Raw genomic sequence first — 17,575 nt, forward strand, 5'->3', positions numbered from 1 at the left:
GAGCTGGTCCGTGGCGTTGCTGGGGGCGTGGTGGCGGTGGCAGGGGGCGGTGGGGCTGCCGTCTTCTCACACGCTTCGGCGCGCCGGCGGTTGCGGTGCCGGCCTTCGTCATGGTGGGCGAGGCGTTGTGGTGGCCGTGCCGGCTGGGGGAAAGCGGTGATGGGACGCCCCGCATGCCCTGTCGTGGCCGATCCGGCACTGGCCGCCGATCCCCCACCTGGCCGCCGATCGGGCACCCGGCCCCAGACTGGTCCCGCCCGCGCAGGTCGGCCCGACCCGCCGCCCCGGGCGATCGGTCGCACCCGCGGGCCCCAGGCCGTAGGGACCGGCCCGGTCCTGATGTCCGTACCACTCGGCGGGACGCCATCCGCGCGACGCCCTCGATCCGAAGCTGAGGTGAGTCGGCGTCATGGTGCTCGAAGTGCGTGATCTGCAGGTGGAGTTCAGGATGCGGGACGGCGTCGCCAAAGCCGTCAACGGCGTCACCTACGGCGTGGACGCGGGGGAGACGCTCGCCGTGCTCGGGGAGTCCGGGTCCGGGAAGTCGGTGACCGCGCAGGCGGTGATGGGGATCCTGGACATGCCGCCCGGGAGGATCACCGGGGGCGAGATCCTCTTCCAGGGGCGGGACCTGCTCAAGCTGAAGGAAGAGGAGCGGCGCAAGGTCCGCGGCGCCGAGTTGGCGATGATCTTCCAGGACGCCCTCTCGTCACTGAATCCCGTCCTGACCGTAGGGGACCAGCTCGGCGAGATGTTCGTCGTGCACCGGGGGATGTCGAGGAAGGACGCCCGGGCGAAGGCCGTGGAGCTGATGGACCGGGTACGGATCCCGGCCGCGAGGGAGCGCGTGCGGCAGTACCCGCACCAGTTCTCCGGCGGTATGCGCCAGCGCATCATGATCGCGATGGCCCTCGCCCTCGAACCCGCCCTCATCATCGCCGACGAGCCCACGACGGCACTGGACGTCACCGTCCAGGCCCAGGTCATGGACCTGCTCGCGGACCTGCAGCGCGAGTACAACATGGGCCTCATCCTCATCACCCACGACCTCGGGGTGGTCGCCGACGTCGCCGACCGGATCGCCGTGATGTACGCGGGCCGGATCGTCGAGTCGGCGCCGGTGCACGACATCTACAAGGCGCCCGCACACCCGTACACCAAGGGCCTGCTGGAGTCGATCCCGCGCCTGGACCAGAAGGGCCAGGAGCTCTACGCCATCAAGGGCCTGCCCCCCAACCTCATGAACATCCCGCCGGGCTGCGCCTTCAACCCCCGCTGCCCGATGGCCCAGGACGTCTGCCGCACCGACGAGCCACCCCTGCACGAGGTGGACGAGGACCGCCGCAGCGCCTGCCACTTCTGGAGGGAGTGCCTGAATGGCTGAGCCGATTCTGGAGGTCAGCGGGCTCTACAAGCACTACCCGCTCACCCAGGGCGTCCTGTTCAAGAAGCAGGTCGGCGCGGTCAAGGCCGTCGACGGCGTCGACTTCACGCTCCGCCGCGGCGAAACCCTCGGCATCGTCGGCGAGTCCGGCTGCGGCAAGTCCACGGTCGCCAAGATGCTGGTCAACCTGGAGCGCCCGACGGCCGGTTCGATCAAGTACAAGGGCGAGGACATCACCAAACTGTCCGGCCGCGCCCTGAAGGCCGTACGCCGCAACATCCAGATGGTGTTCCAGGACCCGTACACCTCCCTCAACCCCCGGATGACGGTGGGCGACATCATCGGCGAGCCGTACGACATCCATCCCGAGGTGGCCCCGAAGGGCGACCGCCGCCGCAAGGTGCGGGACCTGCTGGACGTGGTCGGCCTCAACCCCGAGTACATCAACCGCTATCCGCACCAGTTCTCCGGCGGCCAGCGCCAACGCATCGGCATCGCGAGAGGGTTGGCGCTGCGCCCGGAGGTCATCGTCGCCGACGAACCGGTCTCCGCGCTGGACGTCTCGGTCCAGGCCCAGGTCATCAACCTGATGGACCGCCTGCAGAACGAGTTCAAGCTCTCCTACGTCTTCATCGCCCACGACCTGTCCATCGTCCGGCACATCTCGGACCGGGTCGGGGTGATGTACCTCGGCCGGATCGTGGAGATCGGCAAGGACGCCGAGATCTACGACCACCCCACGCACCCCTACACCCAGGCGCTGCTCTCCGCGGTCCCCGTCCCCGACCCCGAGGCCCGTGAACACCGCGAGCGCATCATCCTCGCGGGTGACGTCCCGTCCCCGACGAACGTCCCCTCCGGCTGCCGCTTCCGCACCCGCTGCTGGAAGGCGCAGGAACGGTGCGTCCTGGAGGCGCCGCCGCTCACGGTGCCGTCGCATTTCGCGCAGGCGAGCGGTCCCGAGGCGCATGCCTCGGCCTGTCATTTCGCGGAGGCTGTACCGATCAGCCGCTCCGCGCCGGGGCAAGTCGTTCCGCCGGAGGCGGTGCCATAGCCGTACAAACACACGCGAACCGCGTTAACACGCAGGCAACTCAGCCGACCCGATCCCGATATACGGACGCGTCAGTCTGAACAGCGTACGGCCGTGCGGGTGCCGTAAACGAGCCGGGGTGCGCCATGTCACCCCGGCTCGTTGCTGTGCGGACACCGAATGAGTACGGGTACTCAGGACCCCGGCCCGCCCCTGCGCAACGCTTGGCCCATGGAACGCCGGCCACGCGAACACGACGGACTGATCGCCGTCCTCGTAGGACTCTTCGACGTCCTGCTCGTGATCATCCTTGGCTACGGCATGGTCGTCTCCGGCATCGGCGCCGGCTTCGACGAGTACGCCGACCAGCGGGCGGACGCCGCGCAGCACGACATCCTGGTCTTCACCGCCTGGCTGGTCGGCGGCGGCTTCGCCCTCGCCGCGGTGCTGCGCTACTGGAAGACCGGTGTCGTCCACCTCCTGATCGCCGGTCTTCCTCTCCTGGTCTTCCTCGGCTCGCAGAGCAACTGACCCGGCTACGGGTCAGTTGCACGGGGTCAGTTGCACGGGGTCAGTTCAGCCCCAGCGACCTCTTCAGGAAGTCGAGCTGGAGCAGCAGCAGATTCTCCGCGACCTCCTCCTGCGGAGTCATATGCGTCACGCCGGACAGCGGCAGCACCTCGTGCGGGCGGCCCGCGGCGAGCAGGGCCGAGGACAGGCGCAGTGAGTGGGCGACCACCACATTGTCGTCCGCCAGCCCGTGGACGATCATCATCGGGCGGGCCGGCTCGGCCGGGTCCACCAGGCCGGCGTCGTCGATCAGCGAGTTGCGCCGGTAGACCTCCGGCTGCTCCTCGGGGTGTCCGACGTAACGCTCCTGATAGTGGGTGTCGTACAGGCGCAGATCGGTGACCGGGGCGCCGACCACCGCCGCGTGGAAGACGTCCGGGCGGCGCAGCACCGCGAGCCCCGCCAGATAGCCGCCGAACGACCAGCCGCGGATGGCCACGCGGGTCAGGTCGAGCGGGAACCGCTCGGCGAGCGCCTGGAGCGCATCGACCTGGTCCTGCACCACGACGGCCGCGATCTCGTCCTTGACCGCCTTCTCCCACGCGGGTGAGCGCCCCGGCGTACCCCGCCCGTCCGCGACGACCACCGCGAACCCCTGGTCGGCGAACCACTGCGAGGTGAGGTGGGCGTTGTGTGCGGCGACCACCCTGGAGGCGTGCGGTCCCCCGTAGGGATCCAGCAAAACCGGGAGCGGGGTGTCACCGGCGTAGTCCCGAGGCATAAGCACGGCGCACGGGATGCGACGTGCGCCCCCTTCGGTGAGGGTGATGCGCGGGGTCAAACCGGGATCTTCGGCATACGACCGAACCGTCGCCGTCTGCTTCCCGTCCCGCAGGACCTGGACCCGCGCCCCGGGCCGGTCGAGGGCGTGCGACGCCAGCACGGTCACGCCCCCGGCACGCACCGCCGAGTGCACGCCGGCCTCCTGCGACACGCGCTCCACGCCGAGCTCGTTCACCCGATACACATGCACTTCACCGATCTCGGTGTCGGTCGCGGCCTCACCCGCCGATGCCGAGACCAGCACGTCGTCGTCGGAGACGTCCAGCACCGCGCGGACGTGCAACTGCGGTCCCGTCAGCGGGCGTTCGCCCACCGTGAGTACCCGTGCGCCACCCTCGTCGGCGATGCGCACCAGCTGTCCGGAAGGGCTCCAGCAGGGCACGCCAGGGAAAAGTTCCAGCCATTGTGGATCTTCGTCGGCGTGCACCATCCGGGTCGCCCCGGTCGCCGGGTCCACGGCCAGGAACAGCTGGCTGCGCTGGTCCCGCGCCTGGACGAGCAGCAGCGGCGCACCCGCCGCTGACCAGTGCACTCGTGCCAGATAGGGGTACCGCGCCCGGTCCCACGCGACCTCCGTGCGCGCCCCGTCCAGACCGATCACGAACAGCCGTACGTCCGCGTTCGCGGTCCCCGCCGCGGGATAGGCCACCTGCTGCGGCTCGCGCTCCGGACGTGCCGGGTCGGAGATCCACCACCGCTGCACCGGCGTGTCGTCCAGGCGCGCCACGAGCAGCCGGTCCGATTCCGGACCCCACCAAAAGCCCCGGTAGCGCCCCATCTCCTCGGCGGCGATGAACTCGGCGAGCCCATAGGCGACCCCGTCCGACTCCGGTTCGGCGAGCGCACGGTCGCCCTCGCCCTCGGCGCCCACCACCCGCAGGGCGCCCTGTGCGACGTACGCGATGTGCCGTCCGTCGGGGGAGGGGCGCGGGTCGATCACCGGCCCGGGCACCCGGAGTTCGCGTGCCGTGCCGGCCCGTAGCTCCGCCGTGAAAAGCCGCCCTGACAAGGCAAAAGACGCCAACTCCACGGCATCGTCGGTGGCATGGCCGACGATGCCGGCGCCGGCCTCACGGCTGCGCTCACGCCGTGCCCGCTCCTCGGGCGAGAGGTCTTCCGAGGCGCCGCCCAGCAGGGCGCGCGGGTCGGCCGCCAGGCGCTCCCCGCCGTCCACCGTGTCGAGCACCCACAGCGAACTCGCCGGATCCGTACCGGAGGTGGAGCGCAGGAACACGACGCGGGAACCGTCGGGCGCCACCGCGAACGCGCGCGGCGCGCCGAACGTGAACCTCTGGGTGCGGGCATGCCGTCGGGGGAAGGAGACAGGCTCGGTCGTCATGCCATGACCATATTGGCCAGTGCGCCCCCTTGTGCGGCTGTGCGCCGATCGATGCGCACGTACGGATAGTTATGATCACTAGCGCATAGTGGGTATGAACCTGCTGGCTGCTGCATGGATTTATCTGCCCCCATAGACCGACCCCCGCCCTTGGGATTCTTGGAGGTGAGCCGCCGTGGCACTCTCGATTTCGGCGGTGGTGCTGCTGGCGATCATCGTCTTCCTGCTGATCAAGAAATCAGGGCTGAAGGCCGGCCATGCGGTGGTCTGCATGCTGCTCGGCTTCTACCTGGCGTCCTCGACCGTCGCGCCCACCATCAGTGAGCTGACGACGAACATCGCGGGCATGATCGGCAGCATCAAGTTCTGAGCCGCGCCTTCTGACAGCGCCGCGCGGCGCTGTCAGTGTCGCCTCGTAGGCTGGGGCCCATGACGGAACTGCCCGACCGGCGTCTGCTGCTGGTGCACGCGCACCCGGATGACGAGTCGATCAACAACGGCGCGACCATGGCCAAGTACGCGGCCGAGGGTGCCCACGTGACCCTGGTCACCTGCACCCTCGGCGAGCACGGCGAGGTCATTCCCCCCGAGCTTCAGCACCTGACCGGTGCCGATCTGGGCGCACACCGCCTGGGCGAGCTCACCGCCGCGATGCGCGAGCTCGGCGTCGAGGACTTCCGTCTCCTCGGCGGAAAGGGTCGCTACGAGGACTCGGGAATGATGGGCATCGCCGACAACGACGACCCGGCCAGCCTCTGGCAGGCGGACGTCGACGACGCGGCCCGGGCGCTCGTCGAGGTGATCCTCGAGGTACGCCCCCAGGTCCTCGTCACCTACGACCCCGACGGCGGCTACGGCCACCCGGACCACATCCAGGCCCACCGCATCGCCATGCGCGCGGCCGAGCTGGCCGTCGATGCCGGGTGGGAGATCCCCAAGATCTACTGGAACCGCGTCCCGCGCACGGTCGCCGAGGAGGCCTTCGCCCGGCTTCAGGTGGATCTGCCCGGGTTGCCGTTCAGCAAGGCCGCCACCGTGGACGACGTACCGGGCGTCGTCGACGACGAGCGGATCACCACCGTCATCGACGGCACCGCGTACGCCGCCGCCAAGGCCGCCGCGATGATCGCGCATGGCACGCAGATCGACGTGGCCGAGCTGTACTTCGCGCTCTCCAACGAACTCGCGCAACCCCTCTTCACCACCGAGTACTACGAGTTGGTGCACGGGGAGCGGGGGGCGCGGACGGAGTCCGACCTGTTCGCCGGTGTGACCCTCGGGGAGGCGTCATGAGCTCGATGCTCGCCCAGCCGCTGAAGCGGCCTTCCGGCCTGCGGGCCCTCGCCTACCTCGGGCTGTTCGTGCTCGGCGCGGTGGTCGGCGTGGCCGGGGGCCTGGTGCAGCCCGCGTGGTTCCCGGGCGGCCTGCTGCTCGCCCTCGCCGGCGAGGCCGGGCTCTGTCTGGGCGGCGGCCGGGCGGCGGGCAGCAGGGCCGGGGCCGTCGCGCCCGCCGGCGGCTGGATGATCGCCGTCATTCTGCTCACCGCCAGCCGCCCGGAAGGCGACTTCGTGTTCGGCACCGGCGCCGCCTCCTACCTCTTCCTGCTCGGCGGCATGGCTGTGGCTGTGATCTGCGCCACCCTCGCCCCGGTGCGGCAACCAGGCGGCGACCGCGTCCGACTTGGCAAGTGACGTACCACTTCTCCCTGCCGCACTCGTGCGAGTCCCGTGTGGGTTTCCCAGGCGGTCGTGGGATACAGGCCGGAAGTGGCCAGTATGGTGGTGCGCGCCGCCGAGCCGTCCGAAGCAATGAGGTCGAACAGGCGGTGGAGCCAACCGGGAGAACCTGCCTTGAGTCGTGAAACTGACACTCCGTCCTCCGGGCCCAACGGGCACGGCGGAGCCGCATACCCCTCGGGCACGCCGCCGTACGGGACCCCCATGGCTTCCGACAGCGGTATGGACGTGGGCCGTTCGGCCGCGCAGCCGGAGGAACGCAAGACCGAGACCACGCTGACGACCCGGATCCGGATCAACATCCCCGGGTCGCGGCCCATTCCGCCGGTGGTCGTGCGCAAGCCCGTCACCGAAGCCGAGGGCCCCGCGGACAGCGCGGACACCGAGACGTCGGCGCCGTCCGCCGCGACGTCCATGTCCACCGGCATCGTCGAGCCCCCGGCCGACCCCGCCGCGCAGCCGGGGGAGAAGACGAGCGACTGGTTCGCGCCGCGCAAGTCCGGTGCGCCCAAGGGCGGTCAGGGCGGCCCGCCGTCCAACGGGGCCGGTCTGCCCGGCGGTTCCGGCCCCGGTGCGAGCGGCCCCGGTGGCGCGGGCCCCGGAGCGCCCGGCGGTGCACGCCCGGGTTCCGGTGCCGGGCGGCCCGGTGGTGTCGTCGGCTCGATGAGCGTGCCCGGCGGCTCCCGCCCCGGTGGGGCGAACGGCGCCCGGTCCGACGGCGGCGCCCGTCCCGGCGGTGGTAACGGCGCCGGTCTCCCCGGCGCGACCGGCGGCCCCGTGGCTCCCGGGCACGGCGGAGGCACCGGTTCCTTCGACGTCACCGAGGCACTGGCAGCGGGCCCGATGGGCAACGGCAACGGTTCCCACCCCGGTGGCGAGGCGCGCCGCGACGACCTGCCGTACTTCTCGGAGAACGCGAACGGCAGCCAGAACGGTCAGAACGGCTACGGAACCCAGGGCGGCCAGAACGGCTTCGACGGTTCCGCCGACTTCGGCGGCCTGAACGACTTCGGTGGCCCGAGCGACTTCAACGCCCCGAGCGACTTCGGTGGCCCGAACGGCCGTGGCGGCCCGCAGGGCGGTCCCGCGGGTCCGACGACCGGTCCGGTCACCGGCGACGGTCCGCCTGTCCCCCCGGCCCCGGGAGGCGGGCAGGGCGGTCGCGGTGGGCCCGGCGGTCCGGGTGGCCCGGCCGGTCCGGGTGTGCCCGGCATCTCCAACGGCCCGGGTGGTTCCGGTGTGCCCGGTATCTCCAACGGTCCGCGTCGGCCCGGCGGAGCGGCCGGACCCGGCGTTCCCGGCAGCGGCCCGACAGGCCCCGGCGGTCCTGGTGGCCCCGGCGGTCCCGGTAACGCCCTCCACACCCCGGGCCACGGCCCCGGCGGTGGCATGAGCGACGACACCGCGATCCTCACCCCGCAGAAGCCGGCCCCCGAGCCCGGCACCCCGCACTACGGCGGCGTCGCCGACAACGTCTCCGGCCACACCGTCACCAGCGGCATCCCCGTCGTCCCCTCCGGCGCCCAGAGCGGCCCCTTCGGCCCGGGTGCCACCGACGCCCCGGCGCCGCACACGCCTCCGAAGCTGCCCGAGCCGAGCGCGACGAACGCGTCGGCGTCCCGCGCGCCCAAGAAGAAGGGCCGCAACAAGCTGGCGCTGATCGGCGGCGGAGTGATCGTCCTTGCCGGTGGCGTCTACGGCGCCGGTCTGCTGATGAACCACTCCGACGTGCCCAAGGGCACCACCGTGCTCGGCGTCGACATCGGCGGCGGCACCCGCGACGACGCGGTGAAGAAGCTCAACGATGCCTTTGACGACCAGGTCAACAAGCCGCTGAAGCTGTCGGTGGACGGCAAGACCGTCACGCTGGAGCCGGACAAGGCGGGGCTCAAGTTCGACATGCAGGAGACGGTCAGCACGGCCGCGACCAGCGACTACAACCCGGTCTCGGTCATCGGCTCGCTCTTCGGCAACCACCGGACCGTGGACCCGGTCATGCCGGTCGACGAGGAGAAGCTGCACGCGGCCCTGGAGGACGTCTCCGGCGGCTCCGGCTCGGTGACCGAGGGCACGGTCTCCTTCAAGTCCGGCAAGGCGGTCGCCGTGTACGGCAAGGCCGGAAAGGGAATCGACGTCGCCAAGTCGACCACGGCGGTCGAGGAGGCGTACCGCACCCAGGTGGAGACGGGCACCTCCTCCCCGGTGCAGGTCGCGACGACCACCCAGCAGCCGACGGTCACCAACGCCGAGGTCGACCGGTTCATGAAGGAGTTCGCCGAGCCGGCGATGGCCAACAAGGTCACGATCCGGACCGACGCCGGGGGCAGCATCCAGTTCGGCTCCCTGTCCCTGCCGAAGATCCTCGGCGTCAAGGCCGTCGACGGCAAGCTCGTGGAAACGTACGACCTCAAGGCACTCAAGGAGGCGTACGGCGCCACCTTCGACGGCGTGCAGATCAACGGCGCGAGCGGCAAGCGTGACGTCCTGCCGGAGGACGTCGCCTCCGCCCTGCGCAAGGCCCTGCGCGGCAAGACGGCGGCGGAGCGCACCGTCACCATCGACACCAACCCGAGCTAGCGGAACCGCTTGCACGCTTGCACCAGGGGGCACCCGGCACACGCCGGGTGCCCCCTGGTCGTCGTATGACATCTGTCATCCGGCAGTCAGGACCGCCGACACTGCCGGGCGAGGGGGCCCGGAAGACACTCTGGATCACATGACGACGACCAGGGCGCGGGGCTGCATCGATATGCGGCTCCGCCGCGTGGGCGCGACCAGCCACAACAGACCCGCAGTCGCACGACAACAGAATCCCCCACGGCGAATAGGCGAGCCGTCAGTTCAACATCGCCCGAGCCGCCCGAGCCTGCCCCCGCACCCTCTCCGCGGCGGCAAGATCAACGCCGGCCACCACGTCGGCATACGCCTCCAACTCCGCGGCCCCCTCGACGAAGTCCCCCCGCTGCACCAGCAACTGCGCCCGCTCGAACCGCAACCGAGCCGGATGCGACGGCAACAACAGCGACAACTCCACCGCCCACAACGCCACATCCGTCCGCTCCGGCCGCGTCGCCGCCCAAGCCCGGACATTGTTCAGAATCCGCAGCACCACATCCAAGGGATCGGCCGGCGTCAACATGGACGGCTGCAGCGGCGCCCCCGTGGCCCCCGCCACCAGCATCTCCGCATCGCCCCCCGTCAACACCCGCCCCCCGTCGAACGGGTCGGCGAGCACCTGCTGATCAGTGGGCCCGAAACCCACCACAAAGTGCCCGGGCAGCGCCACCCCGTACACCGGCGCCCCCGCCCGCCGAGCGACCTCCATCCACACCACCGACAGCAGAATCGGCAGCCCCCTGCGCCGCACCAGCACCTGATGCAGCAACGACGACTCCAGCCGCTGATAGTCCGCGGCGGAGCCACGAAACCCGTACCGCTCCCCGAGCAGCTCCCGCAGCGCGACCGCCCACGACCGTGGCCCCCCGGGCCGGAACGGCAGCTGCCCCGCCAAGGCGTCCAGCTCCACCTGTGCCGCATCCATGCCCGCCTCGTCCAGCGCCCCGTCCGCCTCGGCCCCCACCAGCAGACACAGCGCGGACAGGTCGGGTCGCTCGGACCGCGCCTCTTCGGCGAACCGCCGCCGCAGCTCGGCGGAACGTTCGGGCGGTGGGGGGTAGGGGGGACGCATAGCTGGCTCGTGCCCTTTCACGGCGATCGGTACTACCGTCAGCAGCCGGTAGTTCGCGGCTCACCGCCGCAGGCACCTGGCTCGCGATAGTGGTGGTACACGTGATGCGCGGCGAACCCCATCCGGGCGTACATCTCCCGCGCGCCCACGTTCTCCGACTCGACCTGCAGCCATGCCGCCGACGCCCCCTCGTCGAGGGCCCGCTGGGCCAGCGCGGCCATCACCCGGGTGGCCAGCCCCTGCCGCCGCAGCGCCGGATCCACCTCGACGGCGGCGAACCCGGCCCACCGCCCGTCCACGACACACCGCCCGATCGCGGCAGGCACACCGCCCGCCTCACCGGGAACAGACGCGAACCATACCGACGGCCCGCTCCCCAGCACCTCCAGAGCCACCTCGCTCACCCCCTTGCGCTGATACCGCGCAAGCCAAGCCTCGTCCGCCTCCCGGGACAGCACCACCCCGGCCACCTCGTCCGGCTCGCCCCGGTCGGCGATCGGCGCCAGCGCCCCGATCCACATCTCGGCGGACACCTCCCGCACCCACCCCAGCCGCTCCAGCTCCGCGCACAGCAGCTCCTGCGTGCCCTCGGCGCCCGTTGCGGTCTGGATGTACGCGGGGAGCCCACGGTCGCCGTACCAGCGCCGTACGACGTCGAGCGCGGCCTCCAGCGGCATCCCGGGGTCGCCGAGCGGCAGCACCGAGTTGGCCCGCCGGGTGAACCCGGACGAGGCCCGCAGCTCCCACTCGCCGAGCCGCTCGCTCTCCACCGGCCGCCACGCGCGCGTGGCGGCATGCGCGAGCTCCTCGTACGTGGCGGCGGGCCCCCGGCGCCGGGCCGGAGCGGCGGGCACCACCTTGCCCGCGACCAGCGACGCTTCCGGGATGTGGACGGTCTCGCCACTCTTCCGTGTGATCACCAGCACATCGTCGTCCCATGATGCGAGAACACCCACCGTGTCGGTGAACTTCTCACCCTCGGCCGCAGGATCGTTCAGGCGGCGTACAGAGACCCGTTTACCCACGTCAGCAGCGGTGATGCGGACCTCAAGGCGCCCTCTCGCAGAGATTTCCACAGGTCAGTTCACCCCTCCTGTTCGGATCATGCCCAAGAACGGAGATACTAGGGGTGGGCATCGACGACGCCGCGCTCCCGCGCGCCAGGCGGCGGAGCCTGAGGAGGCCCGCCAGCGCCCTATCGAGGAGGAACGACAGCGTGACCTACGTCATCGCGCAGCCTTGTGTCGACGTCAAGGACAAGGCGTGCATCGAGGAGTGCCCGGTCGACTGCATCTACGAGGGCCAGCGGTCCTTGTACATCCACCCGGACGAATGCGTCGACTGTGGTGCCTGTGAGCCGGTATGCCCGGTCGAGGCGATCTTCTACGAGGACGACACTCCGGAGGAGTGGAAGGACTACTACAAGGCGAATGTCGAGTTCTTCGACGAGCTCGGCTCCCCCGGCGGCGCCAGCAAGCTGGGCCTGATCGAGCGGGACCACCCGTTCATCGCCGCGCTTCCGCCGCAGGCCGAGTAATCCCCACCGGCGACCCGCACAGCGTGCCGCCTCGGTCCCGTACGGCCAAATCACCTTGATCGCCGTACGGGACCGAGGCGTTGCCGTATCCGGACTGAGCAGTGGCAGTACCAGCGGCTGTACCAGAAAGTGAGCCAGATCCCGTGTCCGCAGTCTCCGACCGCCTTCCGACCTTCCCCTGGGACAAGCTGGAGCCGTACAAGAAGACGGCCGCCGCGCACCCGGACGGCATCGTCGACCTCTCCGTCGGCACGCCGGTCGACCCGGTCCCCGAGCTGATCCAGAAGGCCCTGATCGACGCAGCGGACTCCCCGGGCTATCCGACGGTCTGGGGCACCCCGGCTCTGCGTGACGCGATCACGGGCTGGGTGGAGCGCCGCCTGGGCGCCCGCGAGGTCACCCACCGCCACGTCCTCCCCATCGTCGGCTCCAAGGAACTCGTCGCCTGGCTCCCCACCCAGCTGGGCCTCGGCCCCGGCGACAAGGTGGCCTACCCGCGCCTGGCCTACCCGACGTACGAGGTGGGCGCCCGCCTGGCCCGCGCGGAGTACGAGGTCTACGACGACCCGACGGAGCTGGACCCGCGGGGCCTGAAGCTGCTCTGGCTGAACTCCCCGTCCAACCCCACGGGCAAGGTCCTGTCGAAGCAGGAACTGGCCCGGACCGTGGCCTGGGCCCGCGAACACGGTGTCCTGATCTTCTCCGACGAGTGCTACCTGGAGCTGGGCTGGGAGGCCGAGCCGGTCTCGGTCCTGCACCCGGACGTGAACGGCGGCTCGTACGAGGGCATCGTCGCCGTCCACTCCCTGTCGAAGCGCTCGAACCTGGCGGGGTACAGGGCGGCATTCCTGGTGGGCGACCCCGCTGTCCTGGGCCCTCTCCTGGAGATCCGCAAGCACGGCGGCATGATGACGTCGGCGCCGACCCAGGCGGCGGTGATCGCGGCCCTGGGCGACGACGAACACGTGCGCATCCAGCGCGACCGCTACGCTGCCCGCCGCACGGCCCTCCGCGGAGCCTTGGAGGCACACGGCTTCCGCATCGAACACAGCGAGGCCAGCCTCTACCTCTGGGCCGCGCGAGACGAGTCCTGCTGGACCACGGTCTCCCATCTGGCCGACCTCGGCATCCTGGTGGCCCCGGGCGACTTCTACGGCGAGGCGGGCGGCCGGCACGTACGCGTGGCGTTCACGGCGACGGACGAACGGGTGCGGGAAGCGGTACGGCGCCTGGCGTAAACCGCTGTGTGCCCACCCTTCCGCAGGGCGGAAGGGTGGGCACACAAAAGCCGACGGGGCCCAGGGAACTCCCTGGACCCCGTCGACGCTCAAGCCAGGCGCAGCCGAGCGGCAGCGAACCGTCAGCTGAGGGGAAGCGCCTGCACCGGCAGCGTGCCGGTCGACGGCACGCCGCTCGTGGTGGCCACGCCGGCCGTGTCACCGAGAACGCTGCCGACCGACCCGGCCACGCCACCCGCGGTCTCCTGTGCCGCGGGCGTCGCCTTCTTCGCGACCTTGCTGCCGGCCTTGGTGGCGGTCGGCACCGCCTTCTTCGCGGCCTTGCCGCCGGTCTTGGTCACCTTGTCGCCGGCCTTCGTCGCGGTCGGCAGAGCGCCGTCGACCGCGGTGTCTACGGCGCCACCCGCGAGCCCGGTGGCGTTGGTGGCCGCGCCGTCGACGACGCTCGCGCCGTCCAGGGCGGTCAGCCCGCCGACCTTCGAGGCGTCGGGCAGTTCGGGGGCCGCGCTGGCGGAGCCGGCCGCACCGACCCCGGCAGCCGCTCCGGCAGCGACGAGCAGCGCGGCACGGGCGATCCGGCGGGTCAGGGGGAGGGACATGATGCTCCTTCGACGGGTATGTCGGATCAGGACGATGAAATGTCCGACCACGCCCGGCAGTTGACCGACTCACTGTGGCCGACTGGCGGTGGACCGACTGGCTGTTGATCTCCGGGCTCGGACGCAGTGACTACCGCTCGAAGCCCGCGAAGGTTGCGGCGTGCCAACGTAAAGAGTTGGCAATGCGTCGCATTATCGCCTGCGGATAAAAACGGGCAAACGGAGCCGTGTCCGAAACCCTGCCGAATCCTTACAGCCCTTTGTTCTCAAGGCTTTTGGCGGATTCGAGGGTGACCGCGCGAAAACCTGCCCACACCGTCGCCGGCCGACACCTCGGGTAACCCGCGAGGGTGAGCCCCCGAACTGCCGCACGGGTGCTGTGCGCGTACTGCTGGGCCGACTGCTGGGCCACCTGACTACCGGGCCACCTACGGAGCCGTCACGATCCGGACCGAGCCCGGACGGCTCTCCGCCCCCGAGTCGCCCGAGGCACCCCCCGTGGCGGCCGCGCGCCACTGGCTGTCGGTGTTCCCGGCGGTCCACTCCCGCCCGGCATACGACACCCGCTTGATGTGCAGGTCGGAGGCATTGGCCACGGCCCAGTGGGCCAGCTGCCACCCGCGCTCGCGGACACTGCGCCCGGCGCCGGAACCCCCGTCGGCGGTCACGGGCAGCACGACGGTCTGCCCGTCGCCCTCGATCACCGATGGAACGGGCGTGGGAGCGGCCTTCTCGGCGCCCACCTCGGCGGCGGCCGTCTGCAGCGCGTCCCGCCCGAAGTCCCGTACGAGCGCGGCCCGTACGGCGTCCGGACCCGCGGTCCGCGTGGTGCCGAGGCGCCCCTCGCAGGTCAGTGTCGCGGCCGAACGCCCGGTGAGTGCGGCGGCGAGCAGCCTCGCGTCCGGCTCGTGCTTGGCGTACGCCTCCGGAAAGCCGCTGCGCTGCACGCGCTGCGCGGCGACGGTGAGCGGCAACTCCGTATAGCCGCGGACCTTGATCAGGTGCTCGTAGAAGATGCCCGCCGAGTAGATCGGGTCCCGGATCTCCTTCTCGGTGCCCCAGCCCTGTGAGGGCCGCTGCTGGAACAGGCCCAGCGAGTCACGGTCGCCGTGGCCGATGTTGCGCAGACCCGACTCCTGCAGGGCAGTGGCGAGCGCGATCGTCACGGCTCGCTCGGGCAGGCCGCGGTTGGTGCCGACGGCGGCGATCGTCGCCGCGTTCACCGCCTGCTCCGGCGTGAACTCGTACCTGCCCCCGTCGGCCTTGCCCGAGACGACCTCGCAGCCCGGCCCGCCCGTGCCTCCGGTGACGTACTGCACCGCGAGATATCCCGCGACGGCGAGCAGGACCACGAAGGCCGCCCCGCGACGCAGGAGGCGGCCACGACGTCTGGAAGAGGGGGACGACTCTGGCACGCCCTACAAGGTAGCCGAGGTTACTGGGGGGTACGGGTCGAGTGGGGAAAGTGGGCCGACGGCCGGGCGCGTTAGGGTCGGCACCATGGCCGACACCTCCCTTGACCTCACGCTGGACGCCGCGCGGCTCACCGCGCAGCTCGTCGACTTCCCCTCCGTCAGCGGCACCGAGCAGCCCCTCGCGGACGCCATCGAGACCGCCCTGCGCGCCCTGCCGCACCTGACGGTCGAGCGGTACGGCAACAACGTCGTGGCGCGTACGGACCTGGGGCGGTCCGAGCGCGTGATCCTCGCCGGCCACATCGACACGGTGCCCATCGCGGACAACGTCCCGTCGAGGCTGGACGAGGACGGCGTCTTGTGGGGCTGCGGCACCTGCGACATGAAGTCGGGCGTCGCGGTCCAGCTGCGCATCGCGGCCACGGTCCCGGCCCCGAACCGCGACCTCACCTTCGTCTTCTACGACAACGAGGAGGTGACCGCGGACCTCAACGGCCTCAAGCACGTGGCCGAGAACCGTCCGGAGTGGCTGGAGGGCGACTTCGCGGTGCTCCTGGAGCCGTCGGACGGCGAGGTGGAGGGCGGCTGCCAGGGCACGCTCCGGGTGCTCCTCAAGACCAAGGGCGAGCGCGCCCACTCCGCGCGCAGCTGGATGGGCTCGAACGCCATCCACGCGGCGGCGCCGATCCTGGCGAGGCTGGCGTCGTACGAACCCCGCTACCCGGTGATCGACGGCCTGGAGTACCGCGAGGGCCTGAACGCGGTCGGCATCACGGGCGGCGTCGCGGGCAACGTCATCCCCGACGAGTGCGTCGTGACCGTCAACTTCCGTTACGCGCCGGACCGTACGGAAGAGGAGGCCGTCGCGCACGTCCGCGAGGTCTTCGCCGACTGCGGGGTCGAGGAGTTCGTGGTGGACGACCACAGCGGCGGCGCGCTGCCGGGGCTGTCCCACCCGGCGGCAGCGGCGTTCATGGCGGCGGTCGGAGGGATCGCTCGCCCCAAGTACGGCTGGACGGACGTCTCCCGCTTCTCGTCCCTGGGCATCCCGGCGGTCAACTACGGCCCCGGCAACCCGCACTTGGCGCACAAGCGGGACGAAAGGGTCGAGACGGACAAGGCCCTGGCGGGGGAGGAGCGGCTGAGGGCGTGGCTCACGGCCTAGCGGCACGGTCAGGGGGTGCCGGCACGGTCAGGGGTCGCCGGGACGGCGCTTCATGGCGGACATGCTCACGTCCCCCGTCCGTAACCCACGTGGATCTACGCTGAGGTGGAACGACCTGCAACACCCGCAGGCCCCGCAGCGGAGGGAGCGCACATGGCTACCGGCAACCCCGAGGGGAAGAAGCAGCCACCGTCGGAGCAGCGCCTGGGACCGGTGATCCGAAGGCGGGGCCAGGTGACGGCGAGCACGACCGACCAGCGACTGCTGGACGCGGGCGGGCCCTCCGACTGGGTCCACACCGACCCCTGGCGAGTCCTGCGCATCCAGTCGGAGTTCATCGAGGGCTTCGGCACGCTCGCCGAACTCCCGGCGGCGATCAGCGTGTTCGGCTCGGCCCGCACACCGGTCGACTCTCCCGAGTACGACGCCGGAGTCCGGCTCGGCCGAGGGCTGGTCGATGCCGGCTTCGCGGTGATCACGGGCGGTGGCCCCGGCGCCATGGAGGCGGCGAACAAGGGCGCCTGCGAGGCGGGCGGCATCTCGGTCGGCCTCGGCATCGAGCTCCCCTTCGAGCAGGGCCTCAACCCCTACGTCGACATCGGTCTGAACTTCCGGTACTTCTTCGTCCGCAAGATGATGTTCGTCAAGTACGCCCAGGGCTTCGTGGTCCTCCCCGGCGGCCTCGGCACCCTCGACGAACTCTTCGAGGCCCTCACCCTGGTCCAGACCCAGAAGGTCACCCGCTTCCCGATCGTCCTGTTCGGCAGCGAGTACTGGGGCGGCCTCGTCGACTGGCTGAAGAACACCCTGATCGCCACGGGCAAGGCCTCAGAGAAGGACCTGCTCCTGTTCCACGTCACGGACGACATGGAGGAGGCGGTGGCGCTGGTGTCCAAGGAGGCGGGGCGCTAGCGCTGGGCTTGAGCCGGTGTTCTGGGCGGGGGCCCGCTTGAAAGGGTGCGGCCCCTTGGGCCACTGTCCCAGGGGGCTCTGCCCCCTGGACCCCCGCTCCTCAAACGCCGGAGGGGCTGACTTACCCAGCCCGTCCGGCGTTTGAGGACGAGGCCCGTTCAGGGCCGAAGCGGGGG

General features: G+C 71.0%; 16 protein-coding genes. 11 read left to right on the forward strand and 5 right to left on the reverse strand.

Features of this window, described 5'->3' with window-relative positions; genetic code table 11:
• Positions 1 to 409 precede the first annotated feature (409 nt).
• The 3 genes from ADL12_RS10380 to ADL12_RS10390 all read left to right on the forward strand — a co-directional run bounded on the left by ADL12_RS10380 (position 410) and on the right by ADL12_RS10390 (position 2,948).
• Entirely contained in the window at positions 410 to 1,384 is a 975-nt protein-coding gene (locus tag ADL12_RS10380) for an ABC transporter ATP-binding protein (RefSeq protein ID WP_062700832.1), read from the forward strand.
• On the forward strand, positions 1,377 to 2,438 hold the full coding sequence (locus ADL12_RS10385; protein WP_062700834.1) for an ABC transporter ATP-binding protein: 1,062 nt from the start codon (positions 1,377 to 1,379) through the stop codon (positions 2,436 to 2,438). The genes ADL12_RS10380 and ADL12_RS10385 overlap by 8 nt, the downstream gene beginning before the upstream one ends.
• A 210-nt stretch (positions 2,439 to 2,648) precedes the next feature.
• Positions 2,649 to 2,948 (forward strand): hypothetical protein, encoded by a 300-nt coding sequence (locus ADL12_RS10390; RefSeq protein ID WP_062700836.1) that lies wholly within the window; start codon positions 2,649 to 2,651, stop codon positions 2,946 to 2,948.
• Between the two features lie 40 nt (positions 2,949 to 2,988).
• On the opposite strand, the gene ADL12_RS10395 is transcribed toward ADL12_RS10390, so the two are convergent.
• Entirely contained in the window at positions 2,989 to 5,109 is a 2,121-nt protein-coding gene (locus ADL12_RS10395; RefSeq protein WP_062700838.1) for a S9 family peptidase, read from the reverse strand.
• 175 nt (positions 5,110 to 5,284) lie between these two features.
• On the opposite strand from ADL12_RS10395, the gene ADL12_RS10400 reads away from it, so the two are divergent.
• The 4 genes from ADL12_RS10400 (at position 5,285) to ADL12_RS10415 (ending at position 9,422) form a co-directional block, all read left to right on the forward strand.
• Positions 5,285 to 5,479 (forward strand): hypothetical protein, encoded by a 195-nt coding sequence (locus tag ADL12_RS10400; RefSeq protein ID WP_019755516.1) that lies wholly within the window; start codon positions 5,285 to 5,287, stop codon positions 5,477 to 5,479.
• Positions 5,480 to 5,538: 59 nt separating this feature from the next.
• A complete protein-coding gene (gene mshB / locus ADL12_RS10405) occupies positions 5,539 to 6,402 on the forward strand; it encodes an N-acetyl-1-D-myo-inositol-2-amino-2-deoxy-alpha-D-glucopyranoside deacetylase (RefSeq protein WP_062700840.1) in 864 nt (287 codons plus the stop codon).
• Positions 6,399 to 6,800: a DUF6113 family protein gene (locus tag ADL12_RS10410; protein WP_062700842.1), complete on the forward strand. Its 402-nt coding sequence runs from the start codon at positions 6,399 to 6,401 to the stop codon at positions 6,798 to 6,800. The genes mshB and ADL12_RS10410 overlap by 4 nt, the downstream gene beginning before the upstream one ends.
• Before the next feature lie 159 nt (positions 6,801 to 6,959).
• On the forward strand, positions 6,960 to 9,422 hold the full coding sequence (locus ADL12_RS10415; protein WP_062700844.1) for a hypothetical protein: 2,463 nt from the start codon (positions 6,960 to 6,962) through the stop codon (positions 9,420 to 9,422).
• 259 nt (positions 9,423 to 9,681) lie between these two features.
• On the opposite strand, the gene ADL12_RS10420 is transcribed toward ADL12_RS10415, so the two are convergent.
• Together ADL12_RS10420 and ADL12_RS10425 are read right to left on the reverse strand one after the other, a co-directional pair.
• Positions 9,682 to 10,533 (reverse strand): transglutaminase family protein, encoded by an 852-nt coding sequence (locus ADL12_RS10420; protein WP_062700846.1) that lies wholly within the window; start codon positions 10,531 to 10,533, stop codon positions 9,682 to 9,684.
• Between the two features lie 38 nt (positions 10,534 to 10,571).
• Entirely contained in the window at positions 10,572 to 11,609 is a 1,038-nt protein-coding gene (locus ADL12_RS10425; RefSeq protein WP_062700847.1) for a GNAT family N-acetyltransferase, read from the reverse strand.
• A 140-nt stretch (positions 11,610 to 11,749) separates the two neighbouring features.
• Between ADL12_RS10425 and fdxA the strand changes: the two genes are divergently transcribed.
• Together fdxA and ADL12_RS10435 are read left to right on the forward strand one after the other, a co-directional pair.
• The gene (fdxA, locus tag ADL12_RS10430) at positions 11,750 to 12,070 is read left to right on the forward strand and encodes a ferredoxin (protein ID WP_030929316.1); all 321 of its coding nucleotides are present in this window, start codon (positions 11,750 to 11,752) and stop codon (positions 12,068 to 12,070) included.
• 143 nt (positions 12,071 to 12,213) lie between these two features.
• Entirely contained in the window at positions 12,214 to 13,308 is a 1,095-nt protein-coding gene (locus ADL12_RS10435) for a bifunctional succinyldiaminopimelate transaminase/glutamate-prephenate aminotransferase (RefSeq protein WP_062700850.1), read from the forward strand.
• A 122-nt stretch (positions 13,309 to 13,430) separates the two neighbouring features.
• Here the strand turns inward: ADL12_RS10435 and ADL12_RS10440 are convergent, their stop codons facing one another.
• Together ADL12_RS10440 and ADL12_RS10445 are read right to left on the reverse strand one after the other, a co-directional pair.
• Positions 13,431 to 13,907 (reverse strand): hypothetical protein, encoded by a 477-nt coding sequence (locus tag ADL12_RS10440; protein WP_062700852.1) that lies wholly within the window; start codon positions 13,905 to 13,907, stop codon positions 13,431 to 13,433.
• Positions 13,908 to 14,335: 428 nt separating this feature from the next.
• Positions 14,336 to 15,322 carry a VldE C-terminal domain-containing protein gene (locus ADL12_RS10445; protein ID WP_079051957.1) on the reverse strand — a complete coding sequence of 329 codons (987 nt, stop codon included), beginning with the start codon at positions 15,320 to 15,322 and terminating at the stop codon, positions 14,336 to 14,338.
• 85 nt (positions 15,323 to 15,407) lie between these two features.
• Between ADL12_RS10445 and dapE the strand changes: the two genes are divergently transcribed.
• Positions 15,408 to 16,487 (forward strand): succinyl-diaminopimelate desuccinylase, encoded by a 1,080-nt coding sequence (gene dapE, locus ADL12_RS10450; RefSeq protein WP_062700856.1) that lies wholly within the window; start codon positions 15,408 to 15,410, stop codon positions 16,485 to 16,487.
• A gap of 153 nt (positions 16,488 to 16,640) precedes the next feature.
• Complete coding sequence (locus tag ADL12_RS10455; RefSeq protein WP_062700858.1) at positions 16,641 to 17,399, forward strand: LOG family protein; 759 nt, start codon at positions 16,641 to 16,643, stop codon at positions 17,397 to 17,399.
• The last annotated feature ends 176 nt before the right edge of the window (positions 17,400 to 17,575 follow it).

The organism is Streptomyces regalis (assembly GCF_001509475.1).
In the GTDB taxonomy this organism is placed as follows: domain Bacteria; phylum Actinomycetota; class Actinomycetes; order Streptomycetales; family Streptomycetaceae; genus Streptomyces; species Streptomyces regalis.

What these genes read in the sequence shown, in the direction of transcription:
- ADL12_RS10380 (WP_062700832.1), top strand. Translation starts at nt 410, where the DNA reads ATGGTGCTCGAAGTGCGTGATCTGCAGGTGGAGTTCAGGATGCGGGAC.
- ADL12_RS10385 (WP_062700834.1), top strand. Translation starts at nt 1,377, where the DNA reads ATGGCTGAGCCGATTCTGGAGGTCAGCGGGCTCTACAAGCACTACCCG.
- ADL12_RS10390 (WP_062700836.1), top strand. Translation starts at nt 2,649, where the DNA reads ATGGAACGCCGGCCACGCGAACACGACGGACTGATCGCCGTCCTCGTA.
- ADL12_RS10395 (WP_062700838.1), bottom strand. Translation starts at nt 5,109, where the DNA reads ATGACGACCGAGCCTGTCTCCTTCCCCCGACGGCATGCCCGCACCCAG.
- mshB (WP_062700840.1), top strand. Translation starts at nt 5,539, where the DNA reads ATGACGGAACTGCCCGACCGGCGTCTGCTGCTGGTGCACGCGCACCCG.
- ADL12_RS10410 (WP_062700842.1), top strand. Translation starts at nt 6,399, where the DNA reads ATGAGCTCGATGCTCGCCCAGCCGCTGAAGCGGCCTTCCGGCCTGCGG.
- ADL12_RS10420 (WP_062700846.1), bottom strand. Translation starts at nt 10,533, where the DNA reads ATGCGTCCCCCCTACCCCCCACCGCCCGAACGTTCCGCCGAGCTGCGG.
- ADL12_RS10440 (WP_062700852.1), bottom strand. Translation starts at nt 13,907, where the DNA reads ATGTCCCTCCCCCTGACCCGCCGGATCGCCCGTGCCGCGCTGCTCGTC.
- dapE (WP_062700856.1), top strand. Translation starts at nt 15,408, where the DNA reads ATGGCCGACACCTCCCTTGACCTCACGCTGGACGCCGCGCGGCTCACC.
- ADL12_RS10455 (WP_062700858.1), top strand. Translation starts at nt 16,641, where the DNA reads ATGGCTACCGGCAACCCCGAGGGGAAGAAGCAGCCACCGTCGGAGCAG.